The sequence below is a fragment of the Thalassospira profundimaris genome (assembly GCF_003326755.1).
GTDB classification, from domain to species: Bacteria; Pseudomonadota; Alphaproteobacteria; order Rhodospirillales; family Thalassospiraceae; genus Thalassospira; species Thalassospira profundimaris_B.
On record NZ_JPWH01000029.1, the window covers coordinates 1 to 18,487 of the forward strand.

The 18,487-nt window shown below is 55.7% G+C and carries 14 protein-coding genes and 1 tRNA gene; 13 read left to right on the forward strand and 2 right to left on the reverse strand.

What is annotated here, in order from left to right; genetic code table 11:
* From TH25_RS21640 to TH25_RS21660, 5 genes are all read left to right on the forward strand, one after another.
* Positions 1 to 3,239: beta strand repeat-containing protein (locus TH25_RS21640; RefSeq protein WP_147253067.1), on the forward strand; the 3,239-nt coding region annotated here is incomplete at its 5' end.
* A gap of 234 nt (positions 3,240 to 3,473) precedes the next feature.
* Positions 3,474 to 5,015, forward strand: a complete 1,542-nt coding sequence (locus TH25_RS21645; RefSeq protein ID WP_181847769.1) for a TolC family protein — start codon at positions 3,474 to 3,476, stop codon at positions 5,013 to 5,015.
* Between the two features lie 57 nt (positions 5,016 to 5,072).
* Positions 5,073 to 5,966: an efflux RND transporter periplasmic adaptor subunit gene (locus TH25_RS21650; protein ID WP_147253069.1), complete on the forward strand. Its 894-nt coding sequence runs from the start codon at positions 5,073 to 5,075 to the stop codon at positions 5,964 to 5,966.
* Positions 5,966 to 7,309: an efflux RND transporter periplasmic adaptor subunit gene (locus TH25_RS21655; RefSeq protein ID WP_114090359.1), complete on the forward strand. Its 1,344-nt coding sequence runs from the start codon at positions 5,966 to 5,968 to the stop codon at positions 7,307 to 7,309. The genes TH25_RS21650 and TH25_RS21655 overlap by 1 nt, the downstream gene beginning before the upstream one ends.
* Positions 7,310 to 7,320: 11 nt before the next feature.
* On the forward strand, positions 7,321 to 9,441 hold the full coding sequence (locus TH25_RS21660; RefSeq protein WP_114090360.1) for a site-2 protease family protein: 2,121 nt from the start codon (positions 7,321 to 7,323) through the stop codon (positions 9,439 to 9,441).
* A gap of 279 nt (positions 9,442 to 9,720) precedes the next feature.
* On the opposite strand, the gene TH25_RS21665 is transcribed toward TH25_RS21660, so the two are convergent.
* Positions 9,721 to 9,796 (reverse strand) — tRNA-Ala (locus TH25_RS21665).
* 119 nt (positions 9,797 to 9,915) lie between these two features.
* Entirely contained in the window at positions 9,916 to 10,218 is a 303-nt protein-coding gene (locus tag TH25_RS21670; protein WP_114090361.1) for an FYDLN acid domain-containing protein, read from the reverse strand.
* 452 nt (positions 10,219 to 10,670) lie between these two features.
* Here TH25_RS21670 and aroA point away from each other — a divergent pair, with 452 nt between their 5' ends.
* The 8 genes from aroA (at position 10,671) to TH25_RS21715 (ending at position 18,351) form a co-directional block, all read left to right on the forward strand.
* A complete protein-coding gene (aroA, locus tag TH25_RS21680; RefSeq protein ID WP_114090363.1) occupies positions 10,671 to 12,017 on the forward strand; it encodes a 3-phosphoshikimate 1-carboxyvinyltransferase in 1,347 nt (448 codons plus the stop codon).
* A gap of 92 nt (positions 12,018 to 12,109) precedes the next feature.
* A complete protein-coding gene (gene cmk / locus TH25_RS21685; RefSeq protein WP_114090364.1) occupies positions 12,110 to 12,754 on the forward strand; it encodes a (d)CMP kinase in 645 nt (214 codons plus the stop codon).
* A gap of 211 nt (positions 12,755 to 12,965) precedes the next feature.
* Positions 12,966 to 14,669, forward strand: a complete 1,704-nt coding sequence (rpsA, locus tag TH25_RS21690; RefSeq protein ID WP_114090365.1) for a 30S ribosomal protein S1 — start codon at positions 12,966 to 12,968, stop codon at positions 14,667 to 14,669.
* A 189-nt stretch (positions 14,670 to 14,858) separates the two neighbouring features.
* On the forward strand, positions 14,859 to 15,551 hold the full coding sequence (locus TH25_RS21695; RefSeq protein ID WP_114090398.1) for a helix-turn-helix transcriptional regulator: 693 nt from the start codon (positions 14,859 to 14,861) through the stop codon (positions 15,549 to 15,551).
* Positions 15,552 to 15,710: 159 nt separating this feature from the next.
* Positions 15,711 to 16,085, forward strand: a complete 375-nt coding sequence (locus TH25_RS21700) for a VOC family protein (RefSeq protein ID WP_114090366.1) — start codon at positions 15,711 to 15,713, stop codon at positions 16,083 to 16,085.
* A 170-nt stretch (positions 16,086 to 16,255) separates the two neighbouring features.
* Complete coding sequence (gene sppA / locus TH25_RS21705) at positions 16,256 to 17,167, forward strand: signal peptide peptidase SppA (RefSeq protein ID WP_114090367.1); 912 nt, start codon at positions 16,256 to 16,258, stop codon at positions 17,165 to 17,167.
* A gap of 78 nt (positions 17,168 to 17,245) precedes the next feature.
* Complete coding sequence (gene ihfB, locus TH25_RS21710) at positions 17,246 to 17,521, forward strand: integration host factor subunit beta (RefSeq protein WP_073957097.1); 276 nt, start codon at positions 17,246 to 17,248, stop codon at positions 17,519 to 17,521.
* 443 nt (positions 17,522 to 17,964) lie between these two features.
* Entirely contained in the window at positions 17,965 to 18,351 is a 387-nt protein-coding gene (locus tag TH25_RS21715; RefSeq protein WP_114090368.1) for a lipopolysaccharide assembly protein LapA domain-containing protein, read from the forward strand.
* The last annotated feature ends 136 nt before the right edge of the window (positions 18,352 to 18,487 follow it).

Below are 18,487 nucleotides of genomic sequence, written 5' to 3' on the forward strand. Positions count from 1 at the left end.
AAACCGACAGCTTCAAGGCGGTGCGGATTGACAGCCTGCCTGCCAGCGGCACGTTGAAGTTTAATGGTACAGAGATCACGGCGCCGGGCAAGGTGGTCTCTGTTGCCGATATTACCGATGGCAAGCTGGTTTACAGCCCGGCGGAAAATGTCAATGGCGACGCGGTGACGACCTTCACCTTCTCGGTCCAGGACAGCCGGGACGGGTTTGACTCCACACCGAAAACGGTGACGGTGAATATCACCCCGTTGAACGATGCACCGACCTTCAACAACACGGTTGGTGTTGTCACCAGCGTGAATGAAAGCACCGATGCCAATAAGGGTGTACCGGCAACGGCGATTATTACCGGTGCGAATATCGGTGATATCGACCTTTCGACGACGGGTGCACTGTCGAGCACGGTTTATGGTGAAGGCACGATCACGGTTGCGATTACCGGTGCCGATGCCAGCGAACAGCTGACGATTGACAGCTCGTTTGTCCTGCCCACCGGTGTGACGCAGAGCGGCGGTGCCGATGGCAGCAACCTTGTGATCACACTTGATAAAGACACGACGGTCGCCCAGGTGAATGCGATCCTGGATGCGATCCGTTACAGCACCAATTCGGATACCTTTACCGGTGGTGAACGCACGATCACAACGACGCTGAGTGATGGCAAGGTTTCGACCGATGACGGCAATGTTCAGGCTGGCGGTGATGCCGGTGGCCCGAATGCGCTGTCGGTTGATCTGGTCTCCAAGATCACGGTTGTTGAGAAGAACGACCCGCCTGTGATTAGCGGATCACCTGCCGTCACCGCAACGGAAGATACGGATTACGCCTTTAAAATTGGCGATTTCCATTATGAACAAAAAGGTGGCGAAAGCACGGTTGATACGGATCTGAACAAGATCACGGTCAAGAGCCTGCCGGACAGCACAAAAGGCAAGCTGTTGCTGCAGACCGGCACCAGTGGTGGCAACCCGGTTTATACGGAAGTCGCCGTGGGCCAGGAAATTTCGGCAGCGGATATTTCGGTAGGCAAGCTGGTTTACCGTGCGGATGCCAACCTGAACGGGCCGGAAGCCCAGACCAGCTTTACCTATAGCGTCTGGGACAAGGGCCATGCCGCGAGCAACAATGTGCCTGCGGAATCTGCTACTGGTACAATGGATATCAGCGTTACGGCGGTGAATGATGCGCCGGTCGTGAGCGGCACGACCACATCACCGGCGATGGTGATCAAGGATGACGGAACAGGCACAACCAGCACGGCAGCCCTTGCCAGCGGTGTGGCGGTATCGGACATCGATATTACCACCGATGGCGATGTCAGCAGTTATGGGGGCGGTAGCATTACCGTCAACTTTACCGACGGGTATCAGCCGGGCGATCGTTTGTCTGTCAAGGGTGGTCTGTTGGCCGGGATGACCGGCGTAAGTGGCGGCAATGGCTCAGCACTGGTGATTTCGCTGGCCAATGATGCGACATCGGCACAGGTAAAGACGATTATTGAAGCCATTCGGTATGGCAGTGTTGATGCCGACCCGACAGCGAACAGGACCGATACCACGCGCGCCTATTCGATTGTTCTGAATGATGGCGACAATAATGCCGATGGCGGGGCCATTGACGGGGTTAACGATGCCGGTGGTCCGACCAGCCTGAATTCGGTGGCGCTGACGGGCACCATTACCTTCCGGTATCCGCCAACTGCAACCGACGATACGGTTACGGTATCGAAGAACACCACCACAGGAACGGGCAATGTCAAAACCAACGACAGTGACCCCGAACATACCGCTGATCCGGCCCATGAAGCTGATTTCAGTGTGACTGAAGTGGATGGTGCGACGGGCAATGTGGGTAAAACCATTACCGGCACCTATGGCACGATCACGATCAAGGCGGATGGCAGTTACAGCTATCAGCTTGATACGAATAACCCGGCTGTGATCCAGCAATTGCCGGGCGATGCGGATTTGACGGAGAGTTTCACCTATCAGATTACCGATAATGACGGGCAAACCGACACGGCCACCGTCCATATCAGGATTGTGGGTAACAACGAACCGCCTGAAGCAACCGATAACAGCAATTCCGTTAAGGTAGGAAATAACGAAACCGCAAGCGGCAATGTTATTTCAGATAATGACGGGGATGGTGTTGATAAAAATACTGAAAATGTCAGCCAGACCCTGTCGGTTGTCGGAATAAATGGCGGCACCGGCAATATTGGAACGGCGGTGACGGGAACCTACGGGACCCTGACGGTCAATGCCGATGGCAAATACAGCTATGTTTTGAATACCGGTAACAGTGCGGTACGAAACCTGCCGGTCGGTCAGACCCTGACGGATAGATTTACCTATACGCTCTCGGACGGGATCGATACCGATACGGCAACTGTGACCATCACCATTGAGGGGCCGAATGCCTCCAAACCGCCGACGCCGCCAAAGCCGCCAAGCCCGCCAACGCCGGGCCCTGGCGAGACACCCGGGACCCCTGACCCGGGTCCTGGCGGTAATCCCGGACCGGGCAATGACCCCTATACACGGGTTGACAATACCTTTGGCTCCAAGGTGGATCTTCATTCATCACTGATCAATCCGGTGCGTTTGACCCTGGAATTGCAGGACCGTGTTGCCACGGCAACGGGCATTCAGTTGTTCCCGCTGCCAGCGACGGCCTTCCAGCATACGGATCCGACGGAAACGCTTGATATTGATGCATCCCAGCCCGATGGATCGCCGCTGCCGCCTTATGTGAACTTCAATGCCCAGAATATGGTGTTTGTTGTTGACGGGGATGCGGCACGTGCTGCCGGGGCGAAAAGCATCGATATTCGGGTGACGGGCCGGGATACCCGCGGCAATGAAGCGACCACGACTTTCACCATCTTGTTTACAGATCGCAATGTGGATGCGCCTGGCGAGGAGAATGGTGAAAACGCCCCGAACCAGGAAGACGGTGCCAAGAATGGTCCGGAGAGCCCTGATGACGGGAATCCCGACAACAAGAACCTGGAAAACGGCAATGCTCCTGATGCGGGGGACACCCCGCCAGACAATGCGAACAACCGTGCCGAGGCCCCGGTGTCAGACGGTGATGCCCTGGCCGGCATGGCGGCAAAAGAACGGATGTTGAGCCGTATTGCGCTTGATGCGCAGGCGATGAATTACGGTCGTCATGCCATTTTGGCGGAACGCGAGGCTTTACTGGCCGATTTTGCCGCCCTGTTTCGGGGATGAAGATGAATAAGTGCATGTGAAAATAAAAAAGAAGGTGATCCGGAGGTCGTGCCAACGGCTTCCGGACAGGATTCGAGTGGGTGGGCCGCGTAAAACGCGACCTTTGAAAGGGGGAGTTCACAGCGTGTTAAAGACGGGTTGTCCGTGCAGCCAGTCGATGCGCTGTTGGACATGCTTCTTTTAAGGGGGAGAAAGAAGCCAATGGTTACGGAAATGCAAAAGAAGAAAAAATCTTTGGGTGAGACGTTTGTGAACAAGGGTTTGCCGGTGATGGCGGCAATCCTGTTTCTGAGCGGGTGTGCCGTGAAAATGGAACCGATCAGCGATGCCGATATTGCCGCTGCCGCGCAACATGATATGGAAATGATCAGGGCGTCGGTACCGCCGATCACCAAGCCGCTGACATTGTCCGACGCGATTGCACGGGCCTTGAAATATAATCTGTCAAACCGTGTCAAGATTATGGAATCCGCGCTTGCCACCAAGAATTTTGATTTGGCAAAGCTCGACATGATGCCGCTTTTCAAGGCGGATGGCGGTTATACCGCCCGAACCGGTAAAAATGCCACCAACAGCCGGGATTATCGGACGGATGTTGAATCCACGTCCTATTCCTATTCCGATGATCCGCAGCATTGGGACGGCAATTTGCGGTTCAGTTTCAATATTCTTGATTTTGGCATCAGTTACTTGCAGGCCAAGCAGGAAGCCGACCGTGCGGTGATTGCCCTTCATGCCCGTACCAAATCAATGGCGCGGCTGATTCAGGAAGTGCGCACATCCTTTTGGCGAGTGGTTTTGCTCGAGCGGATCGCCCCGCAGGTCGATGATTTGCTGGCGCGCGCTGATCAGGCGATGAAGGATCTGGAAACGGCCCGCAAGGAAGGGTTGCGTCCGCCACTGGCCGTGCTTGAAGACAAGCGCGCCCTGATCGAGATCATCCAGCAGCTTGAAACCATGCAGCAATCCATCGGCGCGGCGCGGATTGACCTGGCGTCCCTGATCAATGCGCCCAGTGGCACGCCTTTCAAATTGAAGGCTGCGGGCGATTTCCCGTCCCTGCCGCGCAACAAGCCCGATTTTGACAAGCTGGAACTTTATGCCCTGGTTCATTCGTCGGATTATACTGACGAGATTTATAATCTCCGTATCGCCCGGAATGAGTCGCGCAAGGCGATTGCCCGCCTGTTTCCCTCGCTCGAGGGGTTCGGCTCGTTTAATGCCGATACTAACCATTTTCTGGCCGATCCGTCCTGGTATGAAGCCGGGGCGCGGGTGTCGTGGAATCTTTTTAACGTGTTGCGCCTTGATGATGTCAACGAAACCAATGACGCGCGCCGCAACATGACCGTGGCGCGCCGGCTGGCGGCCAATATGGCGGTGATTACATCGGTGCATGTCTCGTGGCAGGAATATGCCGATTCCAATGCCCGTCTGGACCAGGCAAAGCGCATTGATGATCTGGACAAGGAAATTTCCAGGCTGACCGATCAATCGGTGGCAACCGACGCGGCAACCGGCATGGAACGGATCCGAAGTGAAATCCGGGCCTTGCGCTCGGCGGTGGCGCGCGTTCTGGCCTATTCGGATGCACAGGATGCCTATGGGCGTTTCCTGTTCAGCCTTGGTCTTGTCCCTGATGTCAGTGATTCCCTGAACGCGCCGGAGGCCCAGTTGTCCGCCCGGATCAAAGAATCGCTTGATAAGTGGGATGATGGTGATTTGCCGTCGATCGACACGGTCGGAACCATGCCCGATTTTATCGAAGAGAAATAGAATTTGAACAGGTCGTTCAGGCAGGTATGTGTTGCCTGAGCGCACGGAGAGAATAGCGTGAGCAGACGAAAAACGGGATTTTTCACAATGATGCTGGTGGTGTCTTTGGCACTGCTGCAAACGGTGTGGGGGCTTGGGTCTGTTGCAATGGCAGCCCAGGGAGATGGCATTGGCAAAATTGATTTGCCCGCCCTGGCCCCAATGCCGGATGTCAGTGGAAATTTTCCCGAAACCGACCCGGCAAATGACCGGTTTCAGGGCTCGGTTAGGGCGAAAATTCGCCCGATGCAGCACGCTGTTTTATCCGCCCCCCTTGCCGCAACCCTTTTGACCCTGGGCGCACGTGAAGGCAGCCGGGTAAAAAAGGGCGATGTGCTGATGAAGTTTGACTGCACCCCGCTGGAAGCGCAGTTGATTGTCGCCCAAACCCGCCGCGATGCGGCCCGGACCAAGCTGGATGTCAATGAACGGCTGGAAAAGATTCATAATGTCAGCAAGCTGGATCTGGCGCTGAGCCGTTCGGAAGTTGCCCTGAGCGACGCTGACATCAAGGGCATACGGGCGCAACTGGCGCAATGTACGGTGGAAGCCCCCTTTTCAGGTGTGGTGACACAGCAAATGGTTCAGGCCCGCGAATTTACCAATCCCGGTGATCCGGTTTTGCGGCTGGTGAATATTGATGATCTCGAAATTGAAATGGTCGTGCCCTCCAGCCTTATTCGCAAGCTCCATAGTGGGGATCACTTCATATTGCATGTCGATGAGCTTGATCGCGATATTGAATCGACCATCAAATATGTCGTGCGCGAGGTGGACCCGGTCAGCCAGACCGTGCGCGTGATTGGCATGCCGGTCAAAGCCGACCCCGATTTGCTGCCCGGTATGAGCGGCAATGTCCGGTTTGAATTTGGCAAACAGGTTTCCGCCCTGACGGGGGCGGATATAAACTAATGTCGACACAGGATAACGGGGCGGGCGCACGCGGGCTTGCCAATCTTTTGCTGTTGCAGGACCGCATTCGTGATGCGGACAGCCGGGCGGCCCTGGGCGCGGTTGTGGTGAATGATACGCGCATTATCGTCCCCTTTGATATTGCCGTATTCTGGCAGGGAGAGCGCGGCCGGGGGGATGTGCTGGCAGTATCGAACCTGCCCGAACCCGAACGGCAGTCGGCCTTTACGCTCTGGAGCAAAAAGCTGTGCGGTCATTTGTCGCGCGCCCGCCATCAAAGCCCGACCCGTGTTGAGGTAGAAGATATTGATCAAAGCCTGCAGGTGGACTGGCCCCATTATCTGCCAGCCCATTCGCTGTGGCTGCCTTTGCGCGCGCCAGGGGGCTATGATTTGGGCGGGCTGCTGCTCTCGCGGTCGAAAGCCTGGCAGGATGAAGAATTGCGTGTGCTGGATCGCCTGGCAAAAAGCACGGCGTTTTCGCTGGAATTTCTCATGCGCCGTCGGCGTCGTCGTCACTTGCTGCGCAATCGCAAACGGTTTTTGTTGGCCGGGATTGGTGTGGCTGCCATTGCCGCAGCCATGTTCATCAAGGTGCCATTGACCATTCTGGCCCCGGCCGAGGTCGTGCCCCTGGACCCGTATGTGGTGCGGGCCCCCTTGCGCGGTGTAGTGGAAACCGTGGATGTTGAGGCCAATCAAACGGTCAAGGCAGGCGACAGCCTGGTGCATATGGATGCGACCCAGCTTGAAACCGACCTGGCCGTGGCACGCCAGGAATATGAAATTGCCATTGCCGAATATCGCCGTGCCCAGCAGGCCGCCAGTTCGGACCGGGAATCATCCAGCCAGATGCAGGTTTTGCTCTCGCGCGTGCATCAGAAAAATGCCGAACTGGATTATATCACCAATCAGCTTGCCCGTGCCGACATCAAGGCCCCGCAGGATGGCGTGGTGATTTTACCGGGTAGAACGGAAATGGAAGGTCTGCCGGTATCCCAGGGGGAACGGTTGATGGTGCTGGCCGACCCCAAATCGGTCGAGATGGAGCTGTGGCTGCCGGTCAAGGACCGTATTCCCCTGCATGATGATAACCGGGTGGTGCTGTTTTTGAATGTCGAGCCGGACCATCCCTACGAAGCCAAAATTCATCTGGTGGATTTTCAGGCCAAAAATTCACCCGCCGGGGTACTGTCTTTTCGTGCCCGCGCCAGTTTTGAGGGCAAGGATCGCCCGCGCGTGGGCCTGCGCGGTGTTGCCAAAATATATGGCGACGATGTGCCGCTTTATGTGCTGCTGTTCCGTCGCCCGTGGGCGGCCTTGCGGCCGTGGCTGGAACTTTAGGGAGCCCCGGCATGGCAGCACCGGCACTTTCCTTTGGTCCGCCCGGTCCGCGTTCGGAACCGCCCCCGGTTTTGCGCCGCGATCTGGATATTGTACCGGGTGAGCCGGAGCGAAACGGACGACCGGTTTATATTTTGCATGATGCGGCAGCGGGGCGACATTTTCAGCTTGATCCGGTGACGGTTGATTTGTTGCCGCTGATTGATGGTCGCCCGGCTGATAAAATTTCGCAACTGGCGGAAAAATATCTCGGTCATACCGTCTCGGTCGAGGAAATCACCCGGTTGTTTGGCTTTTTGCGCGCCCATAATCTGGTGCTGTGTGATGATGTGCAGCATGGCCGCCATAAAACCCAGCTTAAAATGAAGCCCGGTATCGCGGCGAAACTGGTGAAATCCTATATTTCGTTTCGCATTCCGCTGGTGACACCCGACCTGTTTTTAAACCGCACCATTGGTTATGTGCGCTGGCTGGCCTCCGCGCCGATGGTGTTTTTGCATGTGTGTGCCGCCCTTGCCGGGATTTATCTGGTTTCGCGCCAGCCTGATATTTTCCTCCATACCCTGCGCGGGTTTTTGTCGTTTGAAGGCATTGTTGCCTATGGTTTGGCGGTAACAGCAGTCAAGGCCTTTCACGAGCTGTCACATGCCTATACCGCCAAGGCACATGGCTTGCGGGTGCCGGTGATCGGCGTGGCCTTTATCGTGTTTTGGCCGGTACTTTATACCGACACCACGGATGCCTGGCGCCTGCCCAGCCGACGTGACAGGCTTGAAATCGGCGCGGCCGGGGTCTTGTGCGAACTGGTGATTGCCGCCTGGTCGATGCTGCTATGGAATCTGTTTCCCGACGGGCCCATCGGTTCGATCCTGTTTTTGTTTGGCACCAGCACCTGGATTCTCAGCCTGTTTGTCAATTTGAATCCGCTGATGCGCTATGACGGCTATTACCTGTTTTCCGATCTGGTGCGCGAACGCAACCTTGAAAGCCGTGCCCATGCCGTTTGCCGCTGGAAACTGCGCGAGGTGGTTTTGGGCCTTGGCGCACCCCCGCCCGAAAAGCCGACTTTGCTGCTGTTGGGTTTTGGTTTTACCATTTGGGTTTACCGGTTCCTGCTGTTTTTTGGCATTGCGCTTGCGGTCTATCACCTGTTTTTCAAAACACTGGGGATCGTGCTTTTCCTGGTGGAAATCTATTTCTTCATCGCCCGGCCGATCATAAAGGAAATCGTTGTGTGGTTTTCATTTGGCAAATTGCTGAAATTCAATTTTGCGCTGATACGGTCGCTTGCGATATTGGGGCTGTTTCTGGCGTGGCTGTTCATTCCCTGGCAGGGCGAGGTCAGCGCGCCAGCAGTTTTGACCCTGCCCTATAATACGGTCTATGCGCCAATGGCAGCGAGGGTGGAACAGGTTTTGGTGACAAGCGGGCAGGTGGTGAAAAAGGGTGATGTAATTGCCCAATTGCAATCGCCGGAGCTTGATGAACAAATCCGCATTGCCGAACTCAAACGTGCCGAACTGGCCTGGGAAAATGCCAGCATTGGTGTGGATGCCCTGCGCCAGAATCGGGCGCTGGTGCTGGCAAGCCAGCTTGCCACCCAGGAACGGGTCTTGCGCGGCCAGCAGGCGCAAAAGGCACGATTGGAGCTGCATGCCCCGGTTTCGGGCAAAATTGTCGATATGAATCCCAACCTTAACCAGGGTGGCTGGGTGGCTGCCGATGAACAGGTTTTATCGGTGGTGGGGAACGGGGCGGAAATTATCGCCTATCTTGATGAAATCTCCCTGCCGCGGATCGAACCGGGGGCGAAGGCGCGGTTTTATTCCGAAGATGGCGTGATGAAACCGGTTTCGGCCACTGTGACCCGCATTGATGCCACCGGTGTCACCAACCTGACCGAGCCCTATATGCGCTCGCAAAATGGCGGGCCGATTGAAACACTGGAACAGCCCGATAAAAGCTTTGTTCCCGGCCGCGCCATTTATCGCGTCGTCCTGCATAACGATACCGGTGCCACCGTGCCCAGCGCTATGCGCGGCAAGGTCATCATCACCGCCCGTCCCGAAAGCCAGTTTGCCAAACTCTCGCGCCGGATGATGTCGCTGCTGCAACGTGAAAGTCAGCTTTAGGCGTTTGGTCTTCCGTGATTTGCTTCCTGAAGCGGCCACCAATCGGCGAATCTTCGTCGAATGTGAGAGGACATGTGAATCTGCCTGTGGTCATCCGGTGCGCGGACGTACTTTTGCATGCCGTAGCTTTGAGTATCTTGGCGGTCAGGGCATAGCGGCGGGAGGAATAGGTCTGCTGGCTGCGTGGGGAAATTAAGGCGTGTTCATGGACGATTTTCTGCAATAATCGCCAGACTCCGAAAACGACAAAACCCGTCGCTTTAGGCAACGGGTTTTGATTGGTGGAGCCGAGGGGAATCGAACCCCTGACCTCTACAATGCCATTGTAGCGCTCTCCCAACTGAGCTACGGCCCCATTATATAAACGACCTTTGGGAAGATCGTCCGCGCTGCAATTTTCAGTGTCTGTCCGTTGCAGCGCGGGGATATTTAGAAGGTTCTTTGATGCTTGGCAAGACCTAATTTCAAAAAAAATTAGCGGTCTTCGTCATCATTTTCGACATGTTCAAGAACCTCGCCGAGATCATCATCGTCTTCACCCAGATCGGATGCGTCTTCGAGAAGATCGTCGTCGATATCGGTATCGACATCATCGTCGAGATCCGAAACATCATCGATGTCATCGTCCTGTTTTTTCGGCTTTGCTGCCGCGACCCGTTTCGGTTTCGCAACCCCGTCCGGTGTGCCGCATTTCGGGCAGACCACCGGGGTGCGGTTAAGGTCGTAATATTTCGTGCCGCATGCGAGGCAATGCCGTTTCTTACCGCGAGCTGACATTACGGTAGACCCTCTTTAATACCATTTTTTACAAAAGTGGGACGAAGGACTACCGCCCTTCATTCTGAGTGGCCCAATTGCCATCTTGTTACAGGCTTGTCAAAAGGAAATTGCACCTGTTTAAACAATGGTGACGCAAGACCTTGATAACCAGAGGAAGGATGCCATTTTATACCCGCCAAAATCGCGGGGGCCTGCACCTTGCAGCGTCAAATCGGCCTGGTGCCGACCGGGGTGGGAAATGGATGTACTGGGCCGGTTTTTCACGGGGCGGGGGATCAAATTTTTGTCTCAGGAGCGCAAAAACCGCCCGGCGGAGGATTTTGCGTGATTTTACCCGGTTTTCGTCGCGCCATTTTCGTGCATAGTGCCGGGCAGATGATTCACGACGTGGCGCACCGGTGTTTAATTTATTCAAGTCGTCGGTGTGCCCTAAAAGACAGGCAGTTCAAATGAGTTCAGCGCAAAGCAAACGTCCCCTCCAGTCAGCCAAATGCGGTGCCCTTGTTGGCGATGTGCGGGTCCCCGGTGACAAGTCGATTTCGCATCGCTCGCTGATGTTTGGTGGACTGGCCGAGGGCGAAACCCGCATTACCGGCCTTCTGGAAGGTGAAGATGTGCTGGCAACGGCTGATGCTATGCGCAAGCTGGGGGCCAAAGTAACCCGGGATGAGGACGGCACCTGGCATGTGCGCGGGGTGGGCGTGGGCGCGTTGCGCGAACCTGACTCTGTTATTGACATGGGCAATGCCGGTACCGGGATTCGCCTGCTAGCCGGGATTGTGGCAACGCATCCGATTACCACCTTTTTTACCGGCGATGCGTCACTGTGCAAACGCCCGATGGGCCGCGTTGCCGACCCGCTGGCGCAATTTGGCGCGAAATTCGTTACCCGCGATCAGGGTCGTCCGCCAATGGCGGTGATTGGCACCGACGAAGCCCTGCCGATAACCTATACATTGCCAATGGCATCGGCCCAGGTGAAATCGGCCGTTTTGCTGGCGGGGCTGAACACCGCCGGAACCACCACGGTGATTGAACCCAAACCGTCGCGCGACCATACCGAACGCATGCTGCGCCATTTTGGTGTCGAGGTGGATGTGCAGGTCAATGATGATGGTGGCCGCACCATCAGCCTGACCGGCCCCTGCACGATGACGGCGGCCGATATTGTGGTGCCGACAGATCCGTCCTCGGCGGCGTTTCCGCTGGTGGCGGCCCTGATCAACCCGGAATCGAAGGTGACGATTCGCGATGTGTGCCTCAACCCGCTACGCACGGGCTTGATCACCACCCTGATTGAAATGGGGGGTGACATCACCATTACCAATGAACGCGAAGAAGCCGGTGAAACCATTGGCGATCTGGTCGTAACGGGCAAAAACCGCCTGAAGGGCATTACCGTGCCTGCGGAACGTGCGCCGTCGATGATTGATGAATATCCGGTGCTGGCGGTGGCGGCGGCCTATGCCGAGGGCGAAACCCGCATGTGTGACCTTGCGGAATTGCGTGTTAAGGAATCGGACCGTCTGGCGGCTGTGGCGGCCGGGCTTGCGGCCAATGGCGTGATCCATCGCATCGAAGGCGATGATTTGATTGTCACCGGCGGGGTTGTGCCCGGTGGCGGACTGGTGGAAACCCATCTGGATCATCGCATTGCCATGTCGTTCCTGGTGCTGGGGATTGGCGCGGAAAAGCCGGTCAAGGTGGATGATGCCGCACCGATTGCCACCAGTTTCCCGGTCTTCGAGGAAATGATGGCCGGGCTGGGCACCAGCTTTGCGCCCTCCAACCGCTAACGGAATGGTCTGTGGCGCCGCCGGTCTGCGGGTTGCGGGTACGGGCGGAACGAGAATATTGGATTTAAACGCAAGCAGGATTGGGAACGGCTATGATTATCGCCATTGATGGACCGGCAGCATCGGGCAAGGGAACACTGGCCCGTCGAGTCGCTGCGGCCATGAACTATGCCTATCTTGATACCGGGCTTTTATACCGGGCAACCGGGGCAAAGGTTCTGGCATTGGGGGGCGACCCCGACGATGTTGATATGGCGGTTATGGCGGCTGAAAAATTGCAGCCCGAAGACCTGGAAAATGAAGATCTGCGCCGCGAGGAAGTGGGAAATGCGGCCTCGCGCGTGGCGGCGATTCCCAAGGTTCGTGCGGTGTTGCTGGATTTTCAGCGCCATCTTGCCAAAAACCCGCCCGGTGGCAAACATGGCGCTGTCCTGGATGGTCGCGACATTGGAACCGTGGTATGCCCCGACGCCCCGATCAAGTTTTTTTTGACCGCAAGTGTCGCCGAACGGGCAAACCGACGGTTCAAACAGTTGCAGGAAAAAAATCCCGCTGTTATATACGAGCGCGTTCTCAACGAGCTTGAAGAACGGGACGCCCGCGACAGTGCCCGCGACATTGCACCGCTGAAAATGGCAGACCATGCGATCCATATCGATACGGACCGTTTAAATGCCGATGCCGTGTTTAACGCCGTGATGGCCCACATCCGCACCCATATGGGTGAGGATGACTGACCGGGGGACGTTTCAAACCGTCAGGCGATAGAGCCGGGCTGCAAGGTGAACGACCCTGTCGTTCGCCTTTTCGTGCATGTGAAGTCCTTTGGATTTGACCTGTGCCAGCCTGTTACATCATTTGGCAAAACCCGCCGTAATTTTGCGGCAAGACCATCGGATACAACCGATTGGCCGGAATAGTGACGATACTCGAAAGGAAGTCTGCTTAATGGCAACCGCTGAAGAAGCACAATTTACCACCGGCGAAAATTTCGCCGACCTGCTGGCCGAAACCCTTGGCTCGGAAGACGAGGGCTTTGTTGGCCGCGTGATGACCGGTACGGTCGTCAAGAAAACCGACGACGATGCAATTGTTGACGTTGGTCTGAAATCCGAAGGCCGCGTACCGCTGAAAGAATTTGGCGCCGGCGAAGTCACCATCGGTGACACCGTTGACGTTTACGTTGACCGTTATGAAAACAAGGACGGTTTGATCGTCCTGTCGCGTGAAAAAGCCCGTCGTGAAGAAGCCTGGGTTGAACTTGAAAAGCAGTTCAACGATGGCAAGCGCGTCGATGGCACCATTTTTGGTCGCGTCAAGGGTGGTTTCACTGTTGATCTGTCGGGCGCTGTGGCATTCCTGCCGGGCAGCCAGGTTGACATCCGTCCGGTCCGTGACGTTACCCCGCTGATGAACAACCCGCAGCCGTTCCAGATCCTGAAAATGGATCGTTCGCGCGGTAACATCGTGGTTTCGCGTCGTGCCGTTCTCGAAGAAACCCGTGCTGAACAGCGTGCAGAGCTGATCCAGAACCTCCAGGAAGGTCAGGTTCTTGACGGCGTTGTCAAAAACATCACCGATTACGGCGCATTCGTCGATCTGGGTGGCGTTGACGGCCTGTTGCACGTTACCGACATCGCCTGGAAACGTATCAACCACCCGTCTGAAGCTCTTCAGATCGGCCAGACCGTCAAGGTCCAGGTTATCCGTTTCAACAGCGAAACCCAGCGTATTTCGCTTGGCATGAAGCAGCTTGAAGCTGATCCGTGGGAAGGCGTTGAAGCCAAATACCCGGTCGGTTCCAAGTTTGAAGGCCGCGTTACCAACATCACCGATTACGGCGCATTCGTCGAACTCGAAGCCGGTGTTGAAGGCCTGGTCCACGTTTCTGAAATGTCCTGGACCAAGAAAAACATCCACCCGGGCAAGATCGTTTCGACCTCGCAGGAAGTCGAAGTCATGGTCCTGGATGTTGACAGCCAGAAGCGCCGCATTTCGCTTGGCCTCAAGCAGTGTACCTCCAACCCGTGGGATGCTTTCCTTGCCGCTCATCCGGTTGGCTCGGAAATCGAAGGCGAAGTCAAGAACATCACCGAATTCGGTCTGTTCATTGGCCTGCTCGGCGGTATCGACGGTATGGCTCACCTGTCCGATCTCTCCTGGGATCGTCCGGGCGAAGAAGTCATCAAGGAATACAAGAAGGGCGACGTCGTCAAAGCCAAGGTTCTTGACGTTGACGTTGAAAAAGAACGCATCTCGCTGGGCATCAAACAGCTCAACGAAGATCCGTTCAAAGAAGCTGCTTCGGGTATCAAACGCGGTGACACCGTTACCTGTGAAATCACCGAAACCAATGACGGCGGCATCGAAGTTTCCGTTGGTGATGGCGAACTGAAGGGCTTCATCCGTAAGGCTGAACTGGCTCGTGACCGTTCTGACCAGCGTCCGGAGCGTTTCGCTGTTGGCGAAAAGATCGACGCACGCGTTGTTTCGGTTGATCGTAACTCGCGCAAGGTTTCTCTCTCGGTCAAGGCTCTGGAAGTCGCAGACGAGAAGAAAGCAATGGCGGATTATGGTTCGGCTGACAGCGGCGCATCGCTCGGTGATATTCTGGGTGAAGCACTGCGTAAAAAACAGCAGGACGCTGAATAAGCCTCTTTTGCTGACTGATTTTCCCTTCGGGGATATGAACGGGTCGTGCTTTGCACGGCCCGTTTTTTTTGGTCTTATCTTTGACAAGACCAAAATCGGCGTTCCGGTTTGGCAAGAACCGGCATGAACGGACAGAGATGCCCTGGCAGTGTACATAGCCGGGGTGTTGGGAAAATGTTTTGCAAGGGGATGATTGTGTCGCGTGCTGAACGGCTGTTGGCATTGATGCAGCTTTTGCGCCGTTACCGCTTTCCGGTGAGTGGTCGGGTTCTGGCATCCGAGCTTGGCGTCAGTTTACGCACGCTGTATCGCGATATTGCCACCTTGCAATCCCAGGGGGCGGTGATCGAAGGGGAACCGGGCATCGGTTATGTGTTGCGGCCCGGTTTCATGTTGCCCCCCCTGATGTTTGCCGAAGAGGAAATCGAGGCGCTGATGTTGGGAACGCGCTGGGTGACGCGGCATGCAGATGCCGATCTTGCATCGGCGGCGGACGACCTTATTGCAAAAATTGCGGCGGTTCTGCCATCCGATTTGCAGGACCGTCTGGAAACGGCCCCCCTGTTTGTCGGTAGCCGGTCACAAAGCGACCATAACATTGATGTGGCAGGGATTCGCGATGCCATCCGGCGCGAGATCAAACTCACTATTGCTTATCGCGATGAACATGGGGCTGAAACACGACGGACAATATGGCCGGTGGCGATTGCGTTCTTTGATAATGCCCGGATTGTTGCGGCCTGGTGCGAAACCCGCCAGGCCTTTCGCCATTTCCGGACCGACCGGATTGTTTCGCTTGATGTGCATGAGACCCGCTATCCGCAATCGCGTCGGGTGTTGCTGCAAAAATGGCGGCGGCAACAGGGCATTTCACAGAAATAGCAATCCATTATGCCATTTTGAAATATGCGTTGAAGGCATATTGGGTCTTGCCCTGTTTCATGCTGCCATAAACTGGCAGCATGTCAGGTTAGGGTTTCCCTGCACGCCATCAGAACTGCTTCTGATGGCGCTATTTGGTAAATATATGAGGGAAATCAAATGCTTCAGCCGTCTTATGTGCTTCTTTATGTTGCCAGTGCGCCGCGAAGTGCGGCTTTTTATCAGGATATTTTAGATTGCGAACCCGTGGAGTCTGCCGCGACATTTGCGCTTTTCGTGACGGAAAAGGGTCACAGGTTCGGCCTTTGGGGGCGTGACGGGGTTGAACCGGCGGTCGCCCCCGATGTTCAGGCTGGTTGCGGGGAAGTCGGATTTCCGGTTGAAAGCCGGGCGGTGGTGGACGGGCTATATGCCCGGTGGCGTGAAAAGGGGCTGGTAATTTTGCAGTCACCGACAGAGATGGATTTTGGCTATACATTTGTCGCCGCTGACCCCGATGGGCACAGATTGCGTATTTTTTCCCCGGCGATCTGAAGGCTTGAAGGGACGGGAAAATGTTTTGGGGCGCACTTTGATGCGCCCCTTTTTCGTCATTTTGCGGTGATATGTGCGGCGGAATGTATTTTTTGCTTGCCAAGCAGGGGCAGAGAAACCATTTCAAAAGATATGTTTTTGTTTTCTTTCAGTGAGGTAGTAGGACCGCGATGGCCCTTGATGCCGATTTCATTCTTGATCGACGCCGTTTGAAAAGATCCATCCTGCGCTGGCGTGTTCTGGCCGGTGTTGCGGTGGTGATTGCCATTGTGGTGGGGCTGGCGCGCAGTGGCGTTTTTAGCACCGCAGTCGGCCCCTATATTGCCGAGGTCACGGTAGAAGGGGTTATTGCCAGTGATCCGCTGTTTTTGGACGCATTGGACAGGTTGGAAAAAGATGACAATGCGGTTGGCGTGATTGTTCATATCGACAGTCCCGGCGGCACGATGGTGGGCGGCGAGGAGCTTTACGAATCGCTGCGCCGGATTGGCAAAACCCGGCCAATTGTTGCCGAGATGGGCACAGTGGCGGCATCGGGCGGCTATATGACGGCGATCGCGGCAGACCATATTCTGGCCCATCGCGGCACCATTACCGGCTCCATCGGGGTGATTTTTCAGTCGATGAATGTGACCGGCGCGCTTGAAAAGCTGGGTGTCGAGCCCGTTACCGTCAAAAGTGCGCCGCTCAAGGCGGCACCCAATCCGTTTGAACCGACCACCGAACAGGCCCGCGATGTGATGAAAGGCCTGATTTCTGACATGTTTAACGTGTTTGTCAGCATGGTTGCAGAACGTCGTGACATGACTGTCGAACAGGTAAAGACGCTGGCGGATGGCCGGGTTTATACCGGGCAGCAGGCCGTGGCCAATGGCCTGATCGATGCGATTGGTGGTCGTCGCGAGGCGCTGCAATGGCTGGAACAGCAGAAAGGCATTGCTTCCGATACGCCAGTGGTTCCCATGCAGGTTGAGGACCCTGACAGCTCAATCATCATGGATCTGTATAAAGGCACGATCGGAAATATGCTGCCATCAGAAGGGCTTAAACTTGACGGGTTGCTAACTGTCTGGCACCCTTAAAGAAAGTGCCGACTTTCCAAGCGTGAACCTGAAGTTGACTTCCCACAACTGTGTAATCGAACTGGATGGGGCTTGAATATGACGAAATCAGAACTGATCGCCCGGTTGGCCGAACTGAATCCGCATTTGTACCAGCGCGATGTGGAACGGATTGTGGCCACCATTTTCGATGAAATCACCGAGGCACTGGCACGCGGCGATCGGGTCGAATTGCGCGGATTTGGCGCTTTTTCTGTTAAGGAACGTGAATCGCGCGTCGGGCGGAACCCGCGCACGGGCGAGGCCGTTCCGGTCAGTGAAAAACGTGTTCCGTATTTTAAAACCGGTAAACAATTGCGTGAACGGTTAAATTGATACTGGCTTAAGGCACCGGCCAGAAACGGGTGGCTCCGTAGCTTGCGGGTCACACAAATTAACCTGCCAAAAATTCGGCTCCGTCGGCTTATTCATCTGGCAAAATTTGTTTTCGGCAAAATCGGAACTGATTGTCGCATCCTCCGTCCGGTTTGATGCCGGACCACAGGGGTGGTGTCGCGCAAAATCAGGTTGCCGGTTCCAATATGGTGCCGGAACCCGGATGCCGGGATTTAATCGGTTATGACGTGCGGATGCGGGTTGACTGGATCAGGTGTGTTTCCCGGTGCTGCTTTCGCCGATCTGCGGGCAGATATTGTATGCGGGGGTGACGCCGCCTTGACGACACGATAAAATCGGCAGCCAAACCGATGACGGCTGTGATCATGGGTGGGGAGTCCCCCGCTTTCAGACATCGCGACGCCGGAAAGCAGGAGGTAAATTTGCGCGTTCTTTACTGGATCATTGCCATTCCCTTGACGATTGTGATTACGGTTTTTGCTGTTGCCAACCGTCAGGCCACCACCCTGTCGTTATGGCCGTTGCCCTTTGAAATGGATCTGCCGCTTTTTGTGCCGGTCCTGGGGGCGTTGTTGCTGGGGCTTTTGATCGGCCTGCTGTTTGAATGGCTTTTGACGGGCAAACACCGCCGTGCAAATCGCAAAATGGAATCCGAACTTTCCCGCCTCCGCCGCGAGAAGGAGGCCGCGCGCGAACAGGAACGTGCCGCCATTGCCAACCAGAAACAGGCAGGGCAGCCGCCGATGGTCGATGCACAGTCCGGGGCTGATAAAACCAATACCGCCCCTGTTCAGCCTGCCGGGGTTTAACCGGTCAGGCGTGTTTTGCCTTCCCTGTTTTTGGGGGGCCGAAAAATCCTCAAATAGGTAGCCCTTGACCACGGGGGCTGCCTTTTGTTTTGGCGATGGCAAAAAGGGCCAATAAGGAATGGTTTTTGGCTTCCGA

Bases quoted from the DNA above. Each gene is read 5' to 3' on its own strand.
- TH25_RS21655 (WP_114090359.1), top strand. From the start codon at position 5,966: ATGTCGACACAGGATAACGGGGCGGGCGCACGCGGGCTTGCCAATCTT.
- TH25_RS21660 (WP_114090360.1), top strand. From the start codon at position 7,321: ATGGCAGCACCGGCACTTTCCTTTGGTCCGCCCGGTCCGCGTTCGGAA.
- TH25_RS21670 (WP_114090361.1), bottom strand. From the start codon at position 10,218: ATGTCAGCTCGCGGTAAGAAACGGCATTGCCTCGCATGCGGCACGAAA.
- aroA (WP_114090363.1), top strand. From the start codon at position 10,671: ATGAGTTCAGCGCAAAGCAAACGTCCCCTCCAGTCAGCCAAATGCGGT.
- cmk (WP_114090364.1), top strand. From the start codon at position 12,110: ATGATTATCGCCATTGATGGACCGGCAGCATCGGGCAAGGGAACACTG.
- rpsA (WP_114090365.1), top strand. From the start codon at position 12,966: ATGGCAACCGCTGAAGAAGCACAATTTACCACCGGCGAAAATTTCGCC.
- TH25_RS21695 (WP_114090398.1), top strand. From the start codon at position 14,859: ATGATTGTGTCGCGTGCTGAACGGCTGTTGGCATTGATGCAGCTTTTG.
- TH25_RS21700 (WP_114090366.1), top strand. From the start codon at position 15,711: ATGCTTCAGCCGTCTTATGTGCTTCTTTATGTTGCCAGTGCGCCGCGA.
- sppA (WP_114090367.1), top strand. From the start codon at position 16,256: ATGGCCCTTGATGCCGATTTCATTCTTGATCGACGCCGTTTGAAAAGA.
- ihfB (WP_073957097.1), top strand. From the start codon at position 17,246: ATGACGAAATCAGAACTGATCGCCCGGTTGGCCGAACTGAATCCGCAT.